The following is an 18779-nucleotide window of genomic DNA, read 5'->3' on the forward strand; positions in this document are numbered from 1 at the left end:
ACCGGTCCGGAAGTGTCCAGCCCTGGGAGGGGCGTGGGGACCGTTGAGATCAATAATTGGCGCGGACCACGAAGGTGAAGCGCCGGTCGGCATCCACCCAATTGTGCATGGTCAGCTTGCCCGGGAACCCGACCAGCACCTTGGTGCGGGAATTGGACAGGTTGGCCGCTTCGATACCGGCCTTGATATGGTCGTTGATGGTGAAGAAGGCGGACGCGTCCAGCTGCCCGTAATCATCCGCCCAGGCCGGGATGTTGATATTGGCGGCCGTGGTGGTCAGCAGGTAACGCTGACGCCAGTTCCAGGCCAGACGCAGCGAGATGGGTCCCTTCTCATACAGGCCCTGGATATTGTAGGACCATTTCGACATGCCCTCCAACGGCAGGTTGGTCGACCCCTGGACATTGGCCTGCTGGTTGGCATCGAACGGGTTGACGGCGGCGTTGCGCGTGCCCTTGGATTCGATATGCGTGACATTGGCCTGCAGACCCAGCCCGCTGAACGGGTCGGGCAGGAAATCATAGAACTGCGAATAGGCCAGTTCGAAGCCCTTGATGCTGCCCTTGCCGGCATTATAGGGCCGGGTGGCGAAGACATCGCGGGTCACGCCATTGTTGGTGAATTTCACCGTCTGCAGCGTGTTGGTGATGAAATCATAGATGTCCTTGTAGAACACCACGCCCGTCAGGCTGCCGGTCGGGGCGAAATACCATTCCAGCGAGGTGTCGAACTGGTTGGAGCGCAGGGGCTTCAGGTCCGGATTACCGGCACTGCCCTTGAACTGATAGACGCAGTCGGTGACGTTGCCGGGGCCGGCCCCGCTTTGGCAGGTATTCCCGACCAGATGGCCGCCATCGGCGGAAATGTTGGCCGTGGCCTGCAGCTGCTGCAGGTCGGGACGGACGATGGAACTGCCGGCCGCGAAGCGCCATTGCAGTTCATCGGTCAGCTTCACCCGCACATTCAGGCTGGGCAGGAAGTAATCATAGCTCCGCCCCCCCTCAATGGGTGACCGCGCACCGTTCAGGAAGCGAAGATCATCGGCCAGCGCACTGTTGGGATTGATATTGATGCCCGTGGCGGGCTGGACCACGGAGAAACCCTGGCCCGTCGTTTCGGTATGGACGTAACGCAGGCCGATATTGCCATCGACATCCTTGTCCTCACCGAACAGCTTCATCTGATTGGCGAAGCGGATCAGACCATAGGCAGCCCAGGTTTCCTCCTGCTGGCGGTTCACGCCGCCACCCCCACCGGTCTGCGCCTCGTAATCACCATTGAACGGACGCCAGCCGGTCGCCCATTCGGGTTCCTTCTGGATGGAGCGCACGGCATTGGCACCCTCGACATAATTCTTGGCCAGCCGCCCGTCCGGCACCAGGAAATTGCCGGGCAGGTCGATGGCGCCGCGCATGAAATCATCGTCACCATAGGAACGGTAGGGCACCTTGGATCCCGCCTGGTCCAGCGTGGCCAGGCCGGCCCCCGTCCAGCTCTGGCTGATCCAGCCCCAGTTATAGTTGCTGTCACGGGTCACCGCCTCGCGCTTGTTATGGCGCACGCCGAACCGGGCCGAGGCCAGCCAGTCATCGTCGAACGTATATTCGGCATCGAACCGTTCCGCCCACTGGTCGGCCTGGTTGCGCTGATGGTTGTCCATCGCGGCACTGTAGAAATAATTGGCCGGGTTGTTGCGATAGGCGTCGGTGATCGACAGCGTCACCTTGGGCAGCCCGCCCGTCAAATCCAAGGTGGAGGCCGGAACCGCCATCCCGCCCGGCATCTGGTTGAAGATGGTGAAGTCGATCGACTTGGTCTTCGACTTCACATATTGCACATCGCCGCTCAGGCTCAAGGCATCGTTGGGATTGAACTTCACCCGCAGCGACGCATCCTCCGTGGTGGAATAGCGGCGGTTCCAGCGGGCGTCCAGCAGGTCGATATCCTGGGTCGTGCCGGTGCCGTCGGCGGCATTGGCGATGGTGCCCTTGATGAAATAGCCCCGGCTGTCATATTCGAAATTGGTGCCGGCGGCGGGACCATTGCTGGACCCGGTATTCAGGCCCACCACATGCTCCAGTGCCGCCTGCTCGGCGGCGGAGCGCAGGAACTGGGCCGTGATGTCCCAGCGGGCATCGGGGCTCCACTGCACCACGCCGGCGATACCGAACCGCTCACGCTCGAAATCCAGGGTGCGATAGCCCCAGCCATCGGGCACATAGACCGTCTTGCCCGGCGCCACCCCGGCGATGTAATTGCCGGGCTTGTTCGTGTCGGTGGCGGCCGCCCCCACACGCTCGCGATAGGCGTTGACGGAGAAGGTGTCGGCCCGCGTGGCCAGTTCCGAATAGGCCAGATCGACCAGCACGCCGAACTGGCCCAGCTTGTTGCTCTCCCACCGGTCGGAATAGAGCACGGAGCCCGACGGTTTGCCCTTCTTGCGCAGGTCCGTATAGGAATAATCGACCGACCCGGCGATGATCCGCCCCTTGGCATCAAACGGCGTGCGGGTGCGCAGATTGACCACGCCACCCAGGCCGCCCTCGATCAGGTCGGCCGAGGGGTTCTTATAGACATCGACGCCGGCCATCAGTTCCGGCGGCACATCCTCAAACCCCAGGGCGCGGCCATTATTGGCGCCGAAACTGTCACGGCCGTTGAATTCACCGCGCACCAGCGACAGGCCACGGACCTGCACGCCGCTGCCTTCGATCGACAGGCGGTCGGCGTCGCGGCCATTGGCCGTGCGGCCGATGGTGATGCCAGGGATGCGCTGCAGCACTTCCGTCACGCTGCGGTCGGGCAGGGCGCCGATATCGACGGCGGTCACACTGTCCACCAGCTGTTCGGCATTCTGCTTGATGGCCTGGGCCGACTGCACCTGTGCGCGGATGCCGGTGACGATGATCTCTTCCAGCTGGCCCTCGCCGGCCGTCTGAGCCAGTGCATGGCCCGGAAACAGCGCTGTCAGCGCCAGCAGCGAAATGCCGCCCCGGCCCAGCCCCTTACGGCACACCTTGCATCCACTCATCTCGTTCCCCCCATTTTGGCTATTCTTGCTGTGGTTGAACCGCCCTATCGGGCGGCGTTTGGAATGGCGGCGGGACAGATCGCGTCGGAAACGTCCGACACGATCCTGACCGTCGCCAGCGACAGGCCGGCGGGCGCGCCCGTGGCCAGGGTGAAGGGTGTTTGCGTCCGGGCCAGATCGGCCCCGGCCTGTTTGAAGCAGGACAGCCGGATCTTCACCGACCGCCACTGCCCCACGGCCGATGCGGCCAGAACGGGCGTCAGGTCCAGTTCGCCCCCGGCGCCGACCCCGACCCGCACGACACCTTGCGGCACTTGGTCGACGCGGTAGTCCAGCAGCAGGGCATTGCCCAGCGACAGGCGCGCCAGATCCAGCACCGGGCCGCCGGTGACCGTCAGGCCGGCATCGCCCTTGCCGGTCCAGACCAGCGCCCGGCCGGCGCCCTGCAGCCCGCCGGCATCGATCGCCCGCACCGACAGCGCCTCGCCCACCGTGACCGTACTGCCATCATTGCCGACGGGCACCAGGGTCGCGCCCTGGCGCAGGCTGAACCGCCAAGGGGCCGGCGTGCGGCCGCGCACGAAATAGGTGTCGGTGTTGGCCGCCGCCGGTGACACGCCCGACTGTTCGGATAAGGGGCTGGACAGCGCTGTCACGGCAGGCGCCAGCCCCGCATAATCAAGGCCATAGCCCAGCCTGAACAAGGGTGCCGCGCCATGGGCGGCGCTGTCGGGCCAGGCGAAGGACAGGCGCCCCTGGAAATCCCGGCGCGGCTTGCCGTCCCTGTCCCCGATCAGCACATCGGCCACCGCCCCGCCCTCACTGCCCGGCAGCCAGGCGGCGACGAAGGCATCGGACGCGTTGATCTCCGGATTGACCCAGAGCGGCCGGCCCGACAGGAACACCGACACGACCGGAATGCCGCGTGCCTTCAGACGCTTCAGAAGGGCCAGATCCGCCTTGTCGCCCGGCTGATATTCAAGGGTGGGGATGTCGCCCTGCCCCTCGGCATAGGGGGCCTCCCCGAACACGACGACGGCCACGTCCACCTTGTCGCGGGCATTGCCATCCACCGACAGGATGGCCTGCCCGCCCTGGGCCGCCAGCGCCTGTTGCAGCCCGGCATAGATCGACTGCGCATTGGGAAAGTCGCTGTTGCGGTTGCCGGTGCCCTGCCAGGACAGCGACCAGCCGCCCGATTGCCGGCCAATATCATCGGCCCCGCTACCGGCCACCAGCACCCGCGCCCCGCCCTTCAGCGGCAGGACCTTGCCCTGGTTCTTCAAAAGCACCAGCGACTTCGCCGCCGCCTCGCGCGCCAGGGCCCGGTGTTCGGCATGGCCCAGCAGGTCGCCCCTGCCCTCCATCGGCCGCCCCGCCTCGAACAGGCCCAGGCAGAACTTCACGCGCAGGATGCGGCGCACCGCATCGTCCAGACGGGCCATGGGGATGGTCCCGTCCCCGACCTGCGCCACCATATTCTTGAACAGCTTCTTCCAATCGTACGGCGCCATCAGCATGTCGATGCCGGCCAGCACCGATGCCGGGCAATCATCATCCTTGCAGCCCGGCACCTGCCCATGGCCGTTCCAGTCGCTGACCACGAACCCGTCGAAACCCCAGCGATCCTTCAGCACGCCTTGCAGCAGCGTGCCATTGCCATGCATCTTCACCCCCTGCCAGGAGGAGAAGCTGACCATCACCGTCATCGCCCCGGCCTCGATGGCCGGCGGATAGCCGGCCGCATGCACGCGGATCAGCTCATCCTCGCTGACCGCCGCATCGCCCTGGTCGATGCCGCCCGTCGTGGCACCATCGCCCAGGAAATGCTTGGCCGATGCCGCCACCCGGCCTTGCTGGACAGCGCTGTCATCACCCGCCTGGGAAAAAGCACCCTGCAGCCCCTCGACCATGGCGCCGGCATAGCGGCGCACGAGGTCCGGATTTTCGGAATAGCCTTCATAGGTCCGGCCCCAGCGTGGGTCGCGCGGCACGGCCAGGGTGGGGGCAAAAGCCCAGTCGATGCCGGCCGCCACCGTCTCCATCGCCGTGGCCGCGCCGATGCGGCGGATCAGGTCCGGATCGTTGGCCGCACCCAGACCGATATTGTGGGGAAACAGCGTGGCACCCACGACATTGCTGTTCCCATGCACGGCATCGATGCCAAAGATCAGAGGGATGGGCTCATGCCCCGGCCTTTGTTCCAGCGCCACGGCGCGCAAGGCCCGCGCGGTTTCCACCCAGGCGCCAATCCCCGCCCGGTCGGGCGCATTGAACGGCGCGCTGTCCCCACCCGCCAGGACGGAACCCAGCGGATAGGTGCGCAGGTCGGCGGGCGTGATCGAGGGCAGGTCGGCCTGGATCATCTGGCCCACCTTCTCCGCAACACTCATCCGCGCCAGCATGGTGCTGATCTTTGCCTCGGTCGCCGCGTCGCCCAGTTTGGGCGCCTTGACCAAAGGCCAGCGGGCTGGATCGGCGATGCCGGCCTTGCCGTCGGAACCCGGCGGAACCAAGGACGCAATGATACCGGTGGCAACAACCATGTTTGCCGCCAAGCCGCCGGCGATGCCGGCCACAAGGATGGTGCGAAGCTTCATTGGACGCCTTCCCAGCAGGCGTCGGCGCGGCCTTATCAATTGCCGCCTTCCCCGCCTGATTTCCCCCGCTACAACACCCGTCTTGAATTAGGATGTTTATTTTATTAATTCGATGATAGCGCTATCAGGAAGGGCGCGCAAGGGTGTATAAATGATTTATCCTATCAATATGTCCGAATGCGTCGACAGGCGCAGAATCAAGAAAAACGGTGGGGAAGCGACAGGGTGCAGATCACAAGACGCCAAATTCTGGGGGCGGTGCCGGCGGCTGGCCTGACGTCCCTGCCCGCCTTGGCCAATGGGCCTGCACCGTTCCAGCCCCATTGGGACAGTCTGGCCGCCGGCTATCGCACACCCGACTGGTTCCGCGATGCCAAGCTGGGTCTGTGGGCGCATTGGGGGCCGCAATGCGTGCCCGAAGCCGGGGATTGGTATGGCCGCTTCATGTATATGCAGGGCCACCGCATGTACGACCATCACCTGAAAACCTATGGACACCCGGCCGATACGGGCTTCATGGAGATCATCGGGCGATGGAAGGCGCAGAGATGGGACCCGCGCGACCTGATAGTCCGGTACCAGAAGGCCGGTGCCCGCTATGTCGTAGCCATGGCCCAGCATCATGACAATTTCGACTGTTTCGACAGCCGCTATCATGGCTGGAATTCCACCCGCGTCGGCCCGAAGCGCGACATTGTCGGCACCTGGGCGAAACTGGCACGCGAAGCGGGCCTGCGCTTCGGCATCTCCAACCACGGCGCCCATGCCTGGCACTGGTTCCAGACCGCCTATGGCTATGATCCGCAGGGGACCAGGGCCGGCATCCGCTATGACGCCCATCGCCTGACCCGGGCCGATGGCAAGGGCACCTGGTGGGACGGGCTGGACCCGCAGGATCTCTATGGCGGCCCCATGCAGGTACCGCCCGACGGCATCACCTCCCCCAAGGCCATGGATGACTGGCACGACGTCCATACCGGCCAATGGCTGGAAACCCCGCCGCCCGGCAATCCCGCTTTCGTGCGCTCCTGGTATCTGCGGGCATTGGACGCAATCGAGAAATACCGGCCCGACCTGGTCTATTTCGACAATTACGGCCTGCCCTTCGGCCAGGTCGGGCTGGACGTCACCGCCCGCTATTACAACCTGTCGCGCCAATGGCATGGCGGCAGGCTGGAAGCCGTGGTCAATGGCAAGCGCCTGGGGGAGGATCGCCAGCGCCGGGCCATCGTGGAGGATCACGAACGCAGCTTCGTCGATGCCATCCGCCCCGATCCCTGGCAGACCTGCACCTGCATCGGCCAGTGGCACTACGACCGCGCGCTGTATGAACGCGGCGGCTATAAATCCGTGACCCAGGTGGTGCAGAGCCTGTCCGACATCGTGTCGAAGAATGGCAACCTGCTGCTCTCCATTCCCCTGCGCGGTGACGGCAGCCTGGACGCGCTGGAAAGCCGCTTCCTGGACGGTCTGGCCGCCTGGACCGCCACCAACGGGGAGGCGATTTTCGCCACAAGGCCCTGGCGCCGCTATGGCGAGGGCCCCACCACCATCGCCAAGGACGAGGCCAAACAGGCCCCCTTCACGTCGGCCGATCTGCGCTTCACCACCAAGGGCGGAAACCTCTACGCCCTGGCCATGGCATGGCCCGCCGACGGCAAGCTGCGGATCACCAGCCTGGCCGGCGCCGCCGTGGATCGCGCCGACCTGCTGGGCCGCGACGGCACACCCCTGCCCCTGCGCCAGACCGATACCGGCCTGGAAATCACCCTCCCGGACCAACCCAACACCACCCCGATGCTGGCGGTACGGTTGAGGGGGCGGGGGTTGGTGTAGCGCCGACAGATAGTTTTTTCTCGCCTCCCCGGCGAAGGCCGGGGCCCAGGGGCCACAAGGAATACCTCTCCACCGCGTCGATCAACGCGGCTGAAAGGTCGGGCCTCTGACCCTGGGCCCCGGCCTTCGCCGGGGAGGCGAAAGAATCACGCTCCCCATATCCCCCGGAGGAACCCATGCCCGCCCGCCACCTCCCCGCCCTCGCCCTCCTCCTGGCGCTCGCCCTTCCGGCCGCGGCCGCCCCCATCGACCTCGCCTCCCCCGACGGCAAGGTCACCATCCGCCTGGATCAGGACGCGGCCGCCCGGCTGACCTATGCCGTCACCTATGCCGGCACCCCCATCCTCAGCCCCTCCATCCTGGGCCTGGACCTGGAGGGTGAGCGCAAGCCGCTGGTCGGCGGCATGGCGATCACCGGCACCGTTACCCGCGCGAACGACAGTACCTACCGCCTGACCGCCGGCAAGGTCGCCACCGCCCGCGACCGGTACAATGAAATCACCTTGAACCTGACGGAGCAGACCGGCCCCGGCCGCCGGCTGGACGTGATCATCCGTGCCTATGATGATGGCGTGGCCCTGCGCTATCGCCTGCCTTCCCAGCCGGGCCTGACCGAACTGGCGCTGCGCCAGGAACGCACCCGCTTCAGCTTTGCCGGCGATTTTTCCTGCTGGGGCCTGAACCTGGGCCATTTCAAGACCGCGCATGAAGGCGAATTCGACCCCGTCCCCGCCAGCCGCATCCGCCCCACCCATCTCTATGACGTGCCCTTGGTCTGCCAGACCGCCCAAGGCGGCCCGGCCTTCGCCATCGCGGAAGCGGACCTGCGTGATTATGCCGGCCTCTACCTGACCCGGCCCGGCGATGGCGGGCTGGGGGTGGAAAGCGTGCTGTCGCCCCATCCCGATCATCCGGGGCTGGCCGTGCGCCGGCCCCTGCCCGCCGACGGCGCCCTTACCCCCTGGCGCGTCATCCTGCTGGCCCGCCATCCAGGTGCATTGAACGAATCCACCCTGATCACCGCGCTGAACCCCGATCCCGCCTTCGATGCCGGTTGGGTGAAGCCCGGCAAGGCCGCCTGGGACTGGTGGAACGGCTGGCGCGCGCCCGATGCCCAGAATGCGGTGCAGGCCAACGACGCCACCGTCACCGCCTTCATCGACCAGGCCGCCAATCTCGGCCTGGATTACATGCTGATCGATGATGGCTGGTACCTGAATTCCGGCGGGGAGGGCAGCGTGAAACCCGGTGCCGACCTGATGCAGGTCACGCCGGGCCTGGACCTGCCCGCCATGATCGATTATGGGCGCAAGAAGGGTATCGGCCTGTGGCTGTGGATGCACTGGCAGGTGCTGGAACCCAGGCTGGAGGCGGTGCTGGCCCATTACGCCCGCCTGGGGATCAAGGGTATCAAGGTCGATTTCATGGACCGCGACGACCAGAAGATGGTGGAATTCTACCACCGCGTGCTGGGCGTGGCGGCCAAGAACCGGCTGCTGGTCAATCTGCACGGCGCCTACCATCCCACCGGCCTGATCCGCACCTATCCCAACTATCTGACGCAGGAAGGGGTGCTGGGCGCTGAATATAACAAATGGTCCACCCGCATCACCGCCGGCCACAATGTCATGCTGGCCTATACCCGCCTGCTGCTGGGCCCCATGGATTACACGCCCGGTGGCTTCCGCCACGCCGCCCCTGGCACCTTCCAGCACCGTTTCACACTGCCCCTCGTCCAGACCACCCGCGCCCATGGTCTGGCGCTCTATGTCGTCTATGACAGCCCGTTTGCCTGCGTCTCCGACAGCCCCGACGCCTATGCAGGCCAGGATGGCCTGGATTTCATCCGCGCCGTGCCCACAACCTGGGACGAGGTGCGGTTCGTGGCAGGCGAAGTCGGCGACCATATCGCCTTGGCCCGCCGCAAAGGCGATGTCTGGTACCTGGGCGCGCTCACCAACGAACAGGCCCGCCGGGTGGACTTGGCCCTCTCCTTCCTGGGCCCGGGCCGCTTCAAGGTGGAAATCCTGGCCGACGGTCCCGGCCCCGCCGACCTGGCCCGCAGCAACAAGGCATTGACGGCGGCGGACAGCCTGTCCCTGTCGCTGGCGGGTTCCGGCGGGGCGGTCGTCGTGCTGCGGCCGGGGAAGTAAGTCTCCACCAAGTTAAGAAGGGTCACCACATTATCCGCCTTATATCGCCTTCCCGGCGAAGGCCGGGACCCAGGGGCCACAGGATCAAACCGTCAGGCGGCGTTGATCAAAGCCACCGAGAGGTCGGGCGCTTGGCCCCTGGGTCCCGGCCTTCGCCGGGAAGGCGATAAAGGAACGGGCCCGAATTTCCTCCATACCCCCAGACGCCCTACAGCGGTGGGCAGCGCTTCTCCCTCCACCCACCACAGCCCAGCCCTGCAGGAACCGCCCTTAACGGTTTACCATCACCCGCGCATAGTTCGCGCCATCGTCCGTCACCTGCCCCGGTCCCATGTCCGCAGTCCCCCCGGTCGATCAGCCGACCAGCCCCTTCGCCTATGTCCCCTATCGGCTCTACTGGTTCGCCCGCATCTTCGCGATCCTGGCCTTGCAGATGCAGATCGTGGCCACCGGCTGGCGCGTCTATGACGTGTCGGGCAGCGCCATGGCCCTGGGCTTCATCGGGCTGGCGGAATTCCTGCCCTCGATCCTGCTTGTATTGGTGACCGGTCACGTCGCCGACCGGTTCGACCGGCGCCGCGTGATCAATTTCTGCCAGGGGCTGGAAATTATCGCCATGCTGGTCCTGTGGATCGCGCTGTGGGACGACAATACCAAGGCCTTGTGGCCGGCCTTCCTGGCCGTCACCATCCTGGGCACGGCGCGGGCGTTCGAGATGCCGGCGGCCTCATCCCTGGTGCCCAACCTGGTGCCACCTTCCCTGTTCCCCCGCGCCGTGGCGCTGAATTCCTCGGCCTGGCAGGCCGCTTCCATCGTGGGGCCGGCGCTGGGCGGGGTGGGCTATGGCCTGCTCGGGCACTGGATCTTCGCCGTCTGTGCCCTGTTCTTCGTCATCGCCTTCATCCTGGTCCGCTTCATCCGCCTGCCTCCGCGCGTCCAGCCGGCGGCCGCCAAGCAGATCAGCCTGGAAACCCTGTTCGCCGGCTTCCGCTTCATCTGGGGCAAGCCCATCGTGCTGGGCGCCATTTCGCTGGACCTGTTCGCCGTGCTGCTGGGCGGGGCCACCGCCCTGCTGCCCGTGCTGGCCAAGGACCAGTTCGATGCCGGCCCGATGATGGCCGGCCTGCTGCGTGCCGCGCCGTCGGTGGGGGCGCTGGTCACCGGCCTGGCCCTGGCGCTATGGCCGGTGCGGCGGCGCATCGGGCATGTGCTGTTCCTCTGCGTGGCCGCCTTTGGTGTGGGCACCATCATTTTCGGCCTGACCAGTTCCGCCCTGATCGCCGGCGTCGCACTGGTGGTGATGGGGGCGGTGGACATGGTGTCGGTGTTCATCCGCCAGTCGCTGGTGCAGCTGGAAACGCCCGACGACATGCGCGGCCGCGTCAGCGCCGTCAGCAGCCTGTTCATCGGCGCCTCCAACCAGCTGGGCGAGTTCGAATCCGGCGTCACCGCCGCCTGGTGGGGGGCCAGCACCGCCGTCGTGGTCGGCGGCGTCGGCACCCTGGTCATCGTCGCCCTGTGGTGCGCCCTGTTCCCGGCCCTGCGCAAGGTGGACCGGTTCCCCGGTGCACCGCCGGCATAGCGCGCCGCGCCTTGCCGCGACCCACCCTATCACATTGGCCCCACGCCCCGCACGCACCCCACCTGCGCGCCCACCGCAAGGGCCGATTTGTGAATTTTCGAGGGGTGTAGCCTTTCGGACACATTTTTCACTTTTCAAAGCCCGTAGGTTTGGGCTATAAGAAAGTGACTTGACCGTTGCATAAGGGCAACGGTCAGGGACTTTACCTCCTTATGAGGCTCCCTTCATCTCTAGGCCGGCTGCTACAAGCAGCCGGCTTTTTTTTGGCTGAGGGGAAAAGATGCACCCAGATCGGCCAGCCCGCAACTGGTTTCACGCGAAACGGATGAACCTTGTGCGTGGAAACAGGTTGAACGCCATGATGGTGGCGGCCACGAAGCCCATCACGCCGAGATTAAGCGGGAACTGGAAGAAGTTCAGGTAACCCGGCGCCAGCATCATCATGGTCAGGAAGATATAGAAATGGTGGGTGCGCACGAATTGCGGCCCGCGGTCGCGCAGCCGGGTCAGCAGCATGAAGGCCATCAGCACCGCCCCCAGATAGGACCAGTCGGTCAGGCCATGCAGCACCACCCCCGGCACCCCGAAATCGGCATAGGCCAGGATGGGCCCGCCGAAGGCCGGGGTATGGCCCGCCTCCGCCATGCCGGGATAGAACATCTCGTTCAGCAGCGTGGCGCCATAGACGAAGGGCTTACCGGGCCACAGCGCGCGCGGTACCACCCCGATGATCTCCGTCGATGAAATCTCGCCATAGAACAGGTCGGTCAGCCCGTTCTGATAGGCCCGCACGAAATAGGCGCTGTTGGAGTAATAATCGAAATAGAGGAAGATATCGACGAGGTCGGCCGACCCGAAATTCAACAGCACCGCGGCCGACATCACCAGCCCCACCGCCGCGACGGTGGAGACGCGGATCTTGAACCCATAGATCAACATGAAGGCGAAGGCCGTGACCGTATAGACCACCAGATAGCCCTTCGACCCCAGCAGGAACACAAACGGCAGATAGACCAGCCAGGTGGCGATGATCCGCCGCTGGCTGCTGGCCGCCAGCATGGCCAGGATATAGGACACGGCGATCATCGAGACCGCCATCGCATAGAACGGCCCCGCCCCCGCCCGGTGCAGTTGATAGCCGGTGCGCGGGCTCATCAGCCAGTTCAGCAGACCGAAGCTCCAGCTGGCCGTGATCACGAAGGACAGCAGGAACACGCCGAAGAAAATCAGCGCGCATAGGCGCAGCCGCTGCGCCGACATCGGCTGGAAATGGAACCGGTCGATGAAGCGCCCCGCCACATCGTCACGCGACAGATAGAAGATCAGCAGCCCCGCCACGCCGGTGCGCAGGGTGAAATGCAGATTCTCCAGCAGGATCAGGTACTGATAGGTCTGGTCGAACACCCCGTCGGTGAAATGCACCGACGGCCCGGCCAGCAGCCACAGCAGCCGCACCGGCAGCAGCGCGAACACCGTGATGGAATAGGGGTTCAGATACGCGATGCCCAGCAAGCGCGCGAAGAACAGCAGGAACAGCGGTTCCAGCGCGAAATTATAGACGAGGTTCAGCGCGAACAGCGCGTCGTAGAAGGCGTCGATCATGCTCACGGCCGGCCCCTGAATCTGGATGCGACGTTAGAGAAGCGGGACGGGGACGGGAAGTCTTCTTTTCGCATCCACCCATCTTGACGAGGCTGAAACCCTGGCAACTCGGCTGCACCGAAGGTCACAGCCGGCGAGATGGACGCCCCCGGAGTCGCACCGGATTCGGCATTCCCATTCCCCGGCCTAGCCGTTTGCGCCTACCGCTTTCGCCCTAAATAAGCCTATTTCCCAGCATTTGCTTGTATGCGGCCCTGTGAGGAGCGCCCTGCCCGGACCTGTACGAGAGAAAAGTGGTAATCTGTTATAAAGTCGCTTATGTTCGGGACAGACAGAGTTTATGGGGTGACGGATGTACTCACATCCTCAACATGGTGGCGGGGAAGAGGTCAAGGAGCTGCGCCGGCAGGCGGGTGCTTGGCTGAAGAACCGCCGTACCGAGGTCGGATTGACCCAGCGTGCGCTGGCGGAATCCGTGGGCCTTGAATATTACACGATGGTCTCGATGATCGAGGCGGGGCGCGGTCGCATCCCGCCGGACAGCTATTTGGCCTGGGCAGCCGCGCTGCAGATGCAGCCTGCGGAGTTCGTCCGGACCTTGATGCAGTTCTACGATCCCATTACCCATTCCATCCTGTTTGGCGATGCCGGCAGCGCGTCCCCCGATGGCGGGGAAGAGCGGGCGGCGCCCAAATTCCGCGTGATCTGATAATCGCAGCCTGGGCCGAAGAGAGCAGAGCCGTCAGCATGGGTGAGATCGTCTCCATCCAAACCGCACCGTCCAAGGCCGCCCGCCCCGAAGCGGCGGAGCAGGCGGCGCGTGAACGGATGTCGGCCCTGCGGGAACGCCGGGCCGCCTGGGGACGTTGTATCCGTGAGCGGCGGTTGGACAAGGGCTTCACCACCCGGACGCTGGCCGATGTGGTCGGCCTGCCCAGTCCGACGCTGGTCAGTGCCATCGAAAGCGGGCGGGGCCGCCTGCCCGACGGCGTGTTGGCCGGTTGGGCCCGCGCGCTGGCGATGGAGCCGTCCGAATTCGCGGCCGGCTATCTATCCGCCTTCGAACCCGATGCCTTCGCCGCTTTGCGGCAGAACCAAGAAGAAGGGAGGCCGGCATGAGCGCGTCGGCCGAAATATTCCGTTTTCCGGGCCGGGCCTCGACCGGCGGCAATAGCGGCGCCTGGACCAACCAGGACATCGCCGATGTCTATCGCTGCCTGGACCTGTTCGCCCGCCACGGCCTGACGGTGGAGGCCTCTTCCGGCATGTCGGATGAGGGCGATCCCTGGTTCGCGGTCGAGGATGTGTCGACCGGTGACGCGCTGATCCATATTGCGCGCATCGACGGCTTCTTCGTCGTGCATGTGCTGGATGGGGAGACCTGGTCCGGCCAGACGCTGCGCACCGCCCTGTCCCAGATCGACATCTCCGCCCTGTCCGGGCTGGACGCGTTCGGCGATCATGACCTGTCGGGCGCTGGCGCCGATGGCGACGATGACCGCGACGGCACCCATGCCTTCCTGCGCATCGTCAGCGCGGTGGTGGCGGTGCTGACGGCGGACGTGATCGCCAACGCCGTCACGCACGAAGCGGTGGCATCGCCCCTGCCCCCGTCCGGCGCGCCAGACGCTGGCGACCACTATGGCGATGGTATCAAGGCGGCGCTGGATTTGCCAGCGGTGGGCGCCGTGCTGCCGGCCACGCACAAGGATATATCGGCCCTTGCCGCCGCCACCGATCTGCCCGACGTCCAGGCCGTGCCCGCGGTGAAGCTGGACAGGCCCGCCGACCATGAGGTCGCGGCACCCCCGGCAGCACCGACCGCCCATGGTACCGACAGCACCATCCAGGTGGTGACCCATGTGCAGGCGGACGACATTATCGATACGTCCAAGGCCAAGGCCATCGTGGCCGTGGCCGATCATGACACGGGCATCGCCATGGCCTTCACCGCGGTGGGCGGCGACCATGTGCAGGTATCCTTCAACGACAATGCCTATTTCTCCGGGACGGAGAAGAAGGCGGACACATTCTTGGTCATCCTGGGCAAGGACGAGCACGAACTGACGACGAAGCTGGGGAACTTCGAACAGGGGCAGGACAGTCTGGTGATCGAAAAATCCGGTGATACGGGCACGAGCAGCGCCATCATCACGGATTTGGGGGCTTTGGTTGCCAATGGCGAAGCACAGTTGACAGTGGTCGGTCAGGCGACGGTGGAAATCCACCTGTCGGCCCAGGCCTACCCGCTGGCCAACGGAGGTTGAGATCATGAGTTTGGCCGCCGAGACCACCATGTTTGCCGGCAGCGACAGCCTGTCGGTCACCGAACTGGCGCTTTATCACGCCATCAATGATCTGCGTGTTGCCAATGGGCTGGCGCCGCTGAAGCCATCGCTGGACCTGTCGGTCCTGGCCGGGCAGCATGCCGTCGATTTCGACGTCAATGTCGGCTATGCGGCTTGGTCGCAGGTGGGGATCGCCGCCCGCCCTGTCCCCTCGCTGCATCACTGGAGCGATGGCCAGGGCTTCGTGGCCGGCGTTCTGGCGCTGGCATCGGGCCTGAAGCTGACCCTGCCGCAGACCATCGCGGAAAATGCCGAAGGGCTGCTGGCCGGCCATGCGGATACCGACGTGCTGGCCGGCTGGCTGGCCAATCCCGGCACCGCCGGCAACATCCTGTCCACCAGCTGGGACGCCATCGGCGTCGGCATGTCGGGCAGCATGGTCTATGTCTCCTTCGGCAACTATACCGATGGCGCCGTTAAGACCGCCGTGGTCCCGATCCTGGGCACGACCGGCGGCGACAGCATCCGCACCACCGCCTGGGCCGACAATATCCAGGCCGATGGCGGCAATGACGTGATCTATGGCCTGACCAATGGCGACCATGTCGATGGCGGTTCGGGTCTGGACCGCATCACCCTGTCGGGCGCTGCATCCAGCTATACCATCGCTCCCGTCACGGCGGAGAATGGCACCACCTGGGCCGTCATCACCGGGGCGGAGGGTGAGGTCAGCATCCACAATGTCGAATATGTGCAGTTCGCCGACCGGATCATCGACAGCAGCAATTGGGGCGAAAACCTCACCCAGGTGCGCTTCGATGATGGTTTCTATGGTTTGCGCAATGTCGATGTAGCCGCGGCCGTGACCGGTGGCGCCATTTCCTCGCTGGAGGATCATTTCTGGTCGTTCGGCGCGCAGGAGGACCGCGACCCCGCCGCCTTCTTCGACACCGATTTTTATCTGGCGCACAATCCCGACATTGCCGCCGCCATCGCCGCCGGCACGGTGCGCAGCGCGTTCGAACATTATCTGCTGTTCGGGCAGTTCGAAGGGCGTGATCCCAACGCCTATTTCAACACTGCCGATTATCTGGCGCTCAATCCCGACGTGGACGCCGCCATCGCCGCCGGTGCCGTGGGCTCGGCCATCGATCATTACCTGACCTTCGGCCGGTACGAAGGCCGTCTGGCGACGGACCAGTTCAGCGAAAGCTTCTATCTGGCGCGCAATCCCGATGTGGCCGCCGCCGTGGCCGTGGGCCTGTTCGACAGCGGCCTCAGCCATTATCGCCTGATCGGCCAGAATGAAGGCCGCCTGCCCTTCGACGCCGATATCGGCGTCGGCTGATCGGGGGGAACCCGGCCCTTTCGCCTCTCCGGTGACAGGGATCTGGTGCGGCCCCTACCCCGCCGCCTGCGCCACCGCCCGCACACGGAACATGGCGCGTTCGGCCACTTCCAGCAGCGCGGTCACGCTGCTCCCATCCTCCGGCGCCAAGGCTGTGCCCAGGCTGAACTCGACCGGCTGCACCCGGTCCCCCATGTCCAGCGGCACTGACAATGCCGCGCGCAGCCGTGTTGCCGCCGCACCCAGGTCGGCGCGATCCGTCATGCCGGGCAGCAGCAGGGCGAACTGCGCGCCGGTCAGCCGCCCGACCAGCATATCCGGCCCCACCACCTCCCGCAGCCGCGCCGCGAAGGCCGTCAGCAGCCGGTCGCCCGCCGCGTGCCCCAGGCTGCCATTCAGCGCCCGCACCCCCTCCAGCCCCAGCAGCAGCAACCCTTCCTGGCGTCCCGGCACCAGCGCGGCCTGACGCAGGAAGGCGCTGCGGCTGGCCAGCCCGGTCAGCGCGTCGCGATCGGCCAGGTCGCGCCACCATTGCCGATCGCGCGCCATGGCCAGCACCGGGAACAGGCCGGTCCAGCCCAGGCCCCACGCCAGCACCGCCGCCAGCAGCCAGGCTGGCATCCGCGTCTCGCCCTCCATCCCGGCCAGCAACAACCCGCTCCCCCGCCACAAATAGAGCAGGCCCAACCCCACAAACAGCAGCCCCATGCCGCCCGCTGCCGCCCAGGACCAGCGCGGCGCCCGCCAGACCAGCGCCCATCCCGTGCCAATCAGCAGCAGGCTGGCCAGCCCGTCATGGATCACGACATGCAGCCAGGGTCGCCCTGCCGTCACCAGCATCAGGGCCAGGATGCCCAGGCAGCCCATAACCACCGGCCCGCGCCGCCGCCCGGCATCGCCGAACCCACGCAGGGCCAGGGCGCCATCCAACATCAGCAGCATCGATGACAGGGTCAGGCCGCTATTGATGGCGATGCACAGGTCGGGCCGGCTCCAGCGCACGGCCGGCGGCAGCAGATAGGCGGTGACCGACAGCGCCGACGCCGCCAGCCACTGCCCGATCCCCTCACCCCGCCCGCCGGCATGGCGCAACGCCGCCATCACCGCCAGCGACAGGATGCCCGTAAAGCCCAACACCAGCCGCAAGGTCGCGACGTCCGGCTGCCCCATTCCACGCCCCCGTGTCCCTCACGTCAGACACACTGTTTCAAAGGCTTGGTCAAGCTGCTACAGGCTGATCCCGTCCAAGCCGCCGGAAGCCGCCATGAAGCCCGTCCTGTTCCGTCTGCTCGCCCTGATGCTGCTGCTGGCCCCGGCCGCCCACGCGCATGAGATCGGGGACAGCCAGATTTTGCTGGAACCGGGCGACGGCATCTGGACCGCCCGTATCGTGACGGCACCCACGCCGCTGATCAACCGGCTGGAAGGGCTGGCGGGCCAGCCGCCTTCGCACGACCTGACCCAGGAGCAGGCGGCGGCACGCCTGTCCGCGCTCGCCGCCGCCCTGCCCGCCCATCTGCGCGTCACCATCGACGGGGTGCAGATGCCGGCCACCATGGCGGTGGAACAGGTGCAGATGCCGGCTGACCCGTCGCAGCCCGCCTTCCTGGTGCTGCGCGCCGAAGGCCCGCTGCCGGCCGGCGCCACCTCGCTGACCTGGCGCTTCGACCTGTTGTCCGGCCAGCACGCACTGCTGCTGGCCGGGCGCAGCCATTGGGTGGAAGGCGGCGATGAGACCGCGCCCCTGCCCCTGCGCCCCGGCCCGCCGCCCACCCTGGCACAGGTGGTCGGGCAGTATGTGCATCTGGGCTTCATCCATATCGTGCCCGACGGGCCCGACCATGTGCTGTTCGTGCTGGGCCTGCTGCTGCTGACCACAAGGGCGCGCCCGCTGCTGGTGCAGGTGACGGCCTTCACGCTGGCCCATTGCCTGACCCTGTTCCTGGCGCTCTATGGCGTGGTGGAACTGCCGGCCCGCATCGTGGAACCGCTGATCGCGCTGTCCATCGCCTATGTGGCCGTGGAAAACATCGTCGCCCGCCGCCTCACCCCCTGGCGCCCCGCCCTGGTCTTCGCCTTCGGCCTGCTGCATGGTCTGGGCTTCGCGGGCGTCCTGACCGACCTGGGCCTGCCTGATCAGGACCGCGTCGCCGCCCTGATCGCCTTCAATATCGGGATCGAGTTGGGCCAGTTGGCGGTGATCGCGCTGGCCTATGGCCTGATCCTGCACTGGGTCAAGCACCGCCCCTGGTTCCACGCCCGCCTCATCACCCCGGCATCCGCCGCCATCGCCCTGGTCGGGCTGTACTGGACGGTGGAGCGTGTGGTGGGTTAGGCAG

General features: G+C 66.0%; 12 protein-coding genes. 8 read left to right on the forward strand and 4 right to left on the reverse strand.

Features of this window, described 5'->3' with window-relative positions; all coding sequences use genetic code 11:
• Positions 1–49: 49 nt before the first annotated feature.
• On the reverse strand, positions 50–3031 hold the full coding sequence (locus tag AC1Q7F_RS18965; RefSeq protein WP_492509698.1) for a TonB-dependent receptor: 2982 nt from the start codon (positions 3029–3031) through the stop codon (positions 50–52).
• 44 nt (positions 3032–3075) lie between these two features.
• Complete coding sequence (locus AC1Q7F_RS18970) at positions 3076–5631, reverse strand: glycoside hydrolase family 3 protein (protein ID WP_492509700.1); 2556 nt, start codon at positions 5629–5631, stop codon at positions 3076–3078.
• Between the two features lie 225 nt (positions 5632–5856).
• Here AC1Q7F_RS18970 and AC1Q7F_RS18975 point away from each other — a divergent pair, with 225 nt between their 5' ends.
• The 3 genes from AC1Q7F_RS18975 to AC1Q7F_RS18985 all read left to right on the forward strand — a co-directional run bounded on the left by AC1Q7F_RS18975 (position 5857) and on the right by AC1Q7F_RS18985 (position 11202).
• Positions 5857–7467, forward strand: a complete 1611-nt coding sequence (locus tag AC1Q7F_RS18975; RefSeq protein ID WP_492509702.1) for an alpha-L-fucosidase — start codon at positions 5857–5859, stop codon at positions 7465–7467.
• Positions 7468–7643: 176 nt separating this feature from the next.
• The gene (locus tag AC1Q7F_RS18980) at positions 7644–9620 is read left to right on the forward strand and encodes a glycoside hydrolase family 97 protein (protein ID WP_492509704.1); all 1977 of its coding nucleotides are present in this window, start codon (positions 7644–7646) and stop codon (positions 9618–9620) included.
• 331 nt (positions 9621–9951) lie between these two features.
• Positions 9952–11202, forward strand: a complete 1251-nt coding sequence (locus AC1Q7F_RS18985) for an MFS transporter (protein ID WP_492509706.1) — start codon at positions 9952–9954, stop codon at positions 11200–11202.
• Between the two features lie 312 nt (positions 11203–11514).
• Here AC1Q7F_RS18985 and AC1Q7F_RS18990 read toward each other — a convergent pair whose 3' ends face one another.
• The gene (locus tag AC1Q7F_RS18990) at positions 11515–12810 is read right to left on the reverse strand and encodes a hypothetical protein (RefSeq protein WP_492509708.1); all 1296 of its coding nucleotides are present in this window, start codon (positions 12808–12810) and stop codon (positions 11515–11517) included.
• Positions 12811–13156: 346 nt separating this feature from the next.
• On the opposite strand from AC1Q7F_RS18990, the gene AC1Q7F_RS18995 reads away from it, so the two are divergent.
• The 4 genes from AC1Q7F_RS18995 to AC1Q7F_RS19010 are packed head-to-tail and all read left to right on the forward strand — an operon-like array spanning position 13157 to position 16440.
• Positions 13157–13513, forward strand: coding sequence for a helix-turn-helix domain-containing protein (locus AC1Q7F_RS18995; RefSeq protein WP_492509710.1), 357 nt, complete (start codon positions 13157–13159; stop codon positions 13511–13513).
• Positions 13514–13551: 38 nt separating this feature from the next.
• Positions 13552–13923: a helix-turn-helix domain-containing protein gene (locus AC1Q7F_RS19000; RefSeq protein ID WP_492509712.1), complete on the forward strand. Its 372-nt coding sequence runs from the start codon at positions 13552–13554 to the stop codon at positions 13921–13923.
• On the forward strand, positions 13920–15071 hold the full coding sequence (locus AC1Q7F_RS19005) for a hypothetical protein (protein ID WP_492509714.1): 1152 nt from the start codon (positions 13920–13922) through the stop codon (positions 15069–15071). The genes AC1Q7F_RS19000 and AC1Q7F_RS19005 overlap by 4 nt, the downstream gene beginning before the upstream one ends.
• A gap of 4 nt (positions 15072–15075) precedes the next feature.
• Positions 15076–16440, forward strand: a complete 1365-nt coding sequence (locus AC1Q7F_RS19010; protein WP_492509716.1) for a CAP domain-containing protein — start codon at positions 15076–15078, stop codon at positions 16438–16440.
• 54 nt (positions 16441–16494) lie between these two features.
• Here AC1Q7F_RS19010 and AC1Q7F_RS19015 read toward each other — a convergent pair whose 3' ends face one another.
• Positions 16495–17610, reverse strand: a complete 1116-nt coding sequence (locus tag AC1Q7F_RS19015) for a GGDEF domain-containing protein (protein ID WP_492509718.1) — start codon at positions 17608–17610, stop codon at positions 16495–16497.
• Positions 17611–17704: 94 nt separating this feature from the next.
• Between AC1Q7F_RS19015 and AC1Q7F_RS19020 the strand changes: the two genes are divergently transcribed.
• Positions 17705–18775 carry a HupE/UreJ family protein gene (locus tag AC1Q7F_RS19020; RefSeq protein WP_492509720.1) on the forward strand — a complete coding sequence of 357 codons (1071 nt, stop codon included), beginning with the start codon at positions 17705–17707 and terminating at the stop codon, positions 18773–18775.
• Positions 18776–18779: the final 4 nt, after the last annotated feature.

The organism is Niveispirillum sp. GW835-FHT14G11 (genome assembly GCF_058793615.1).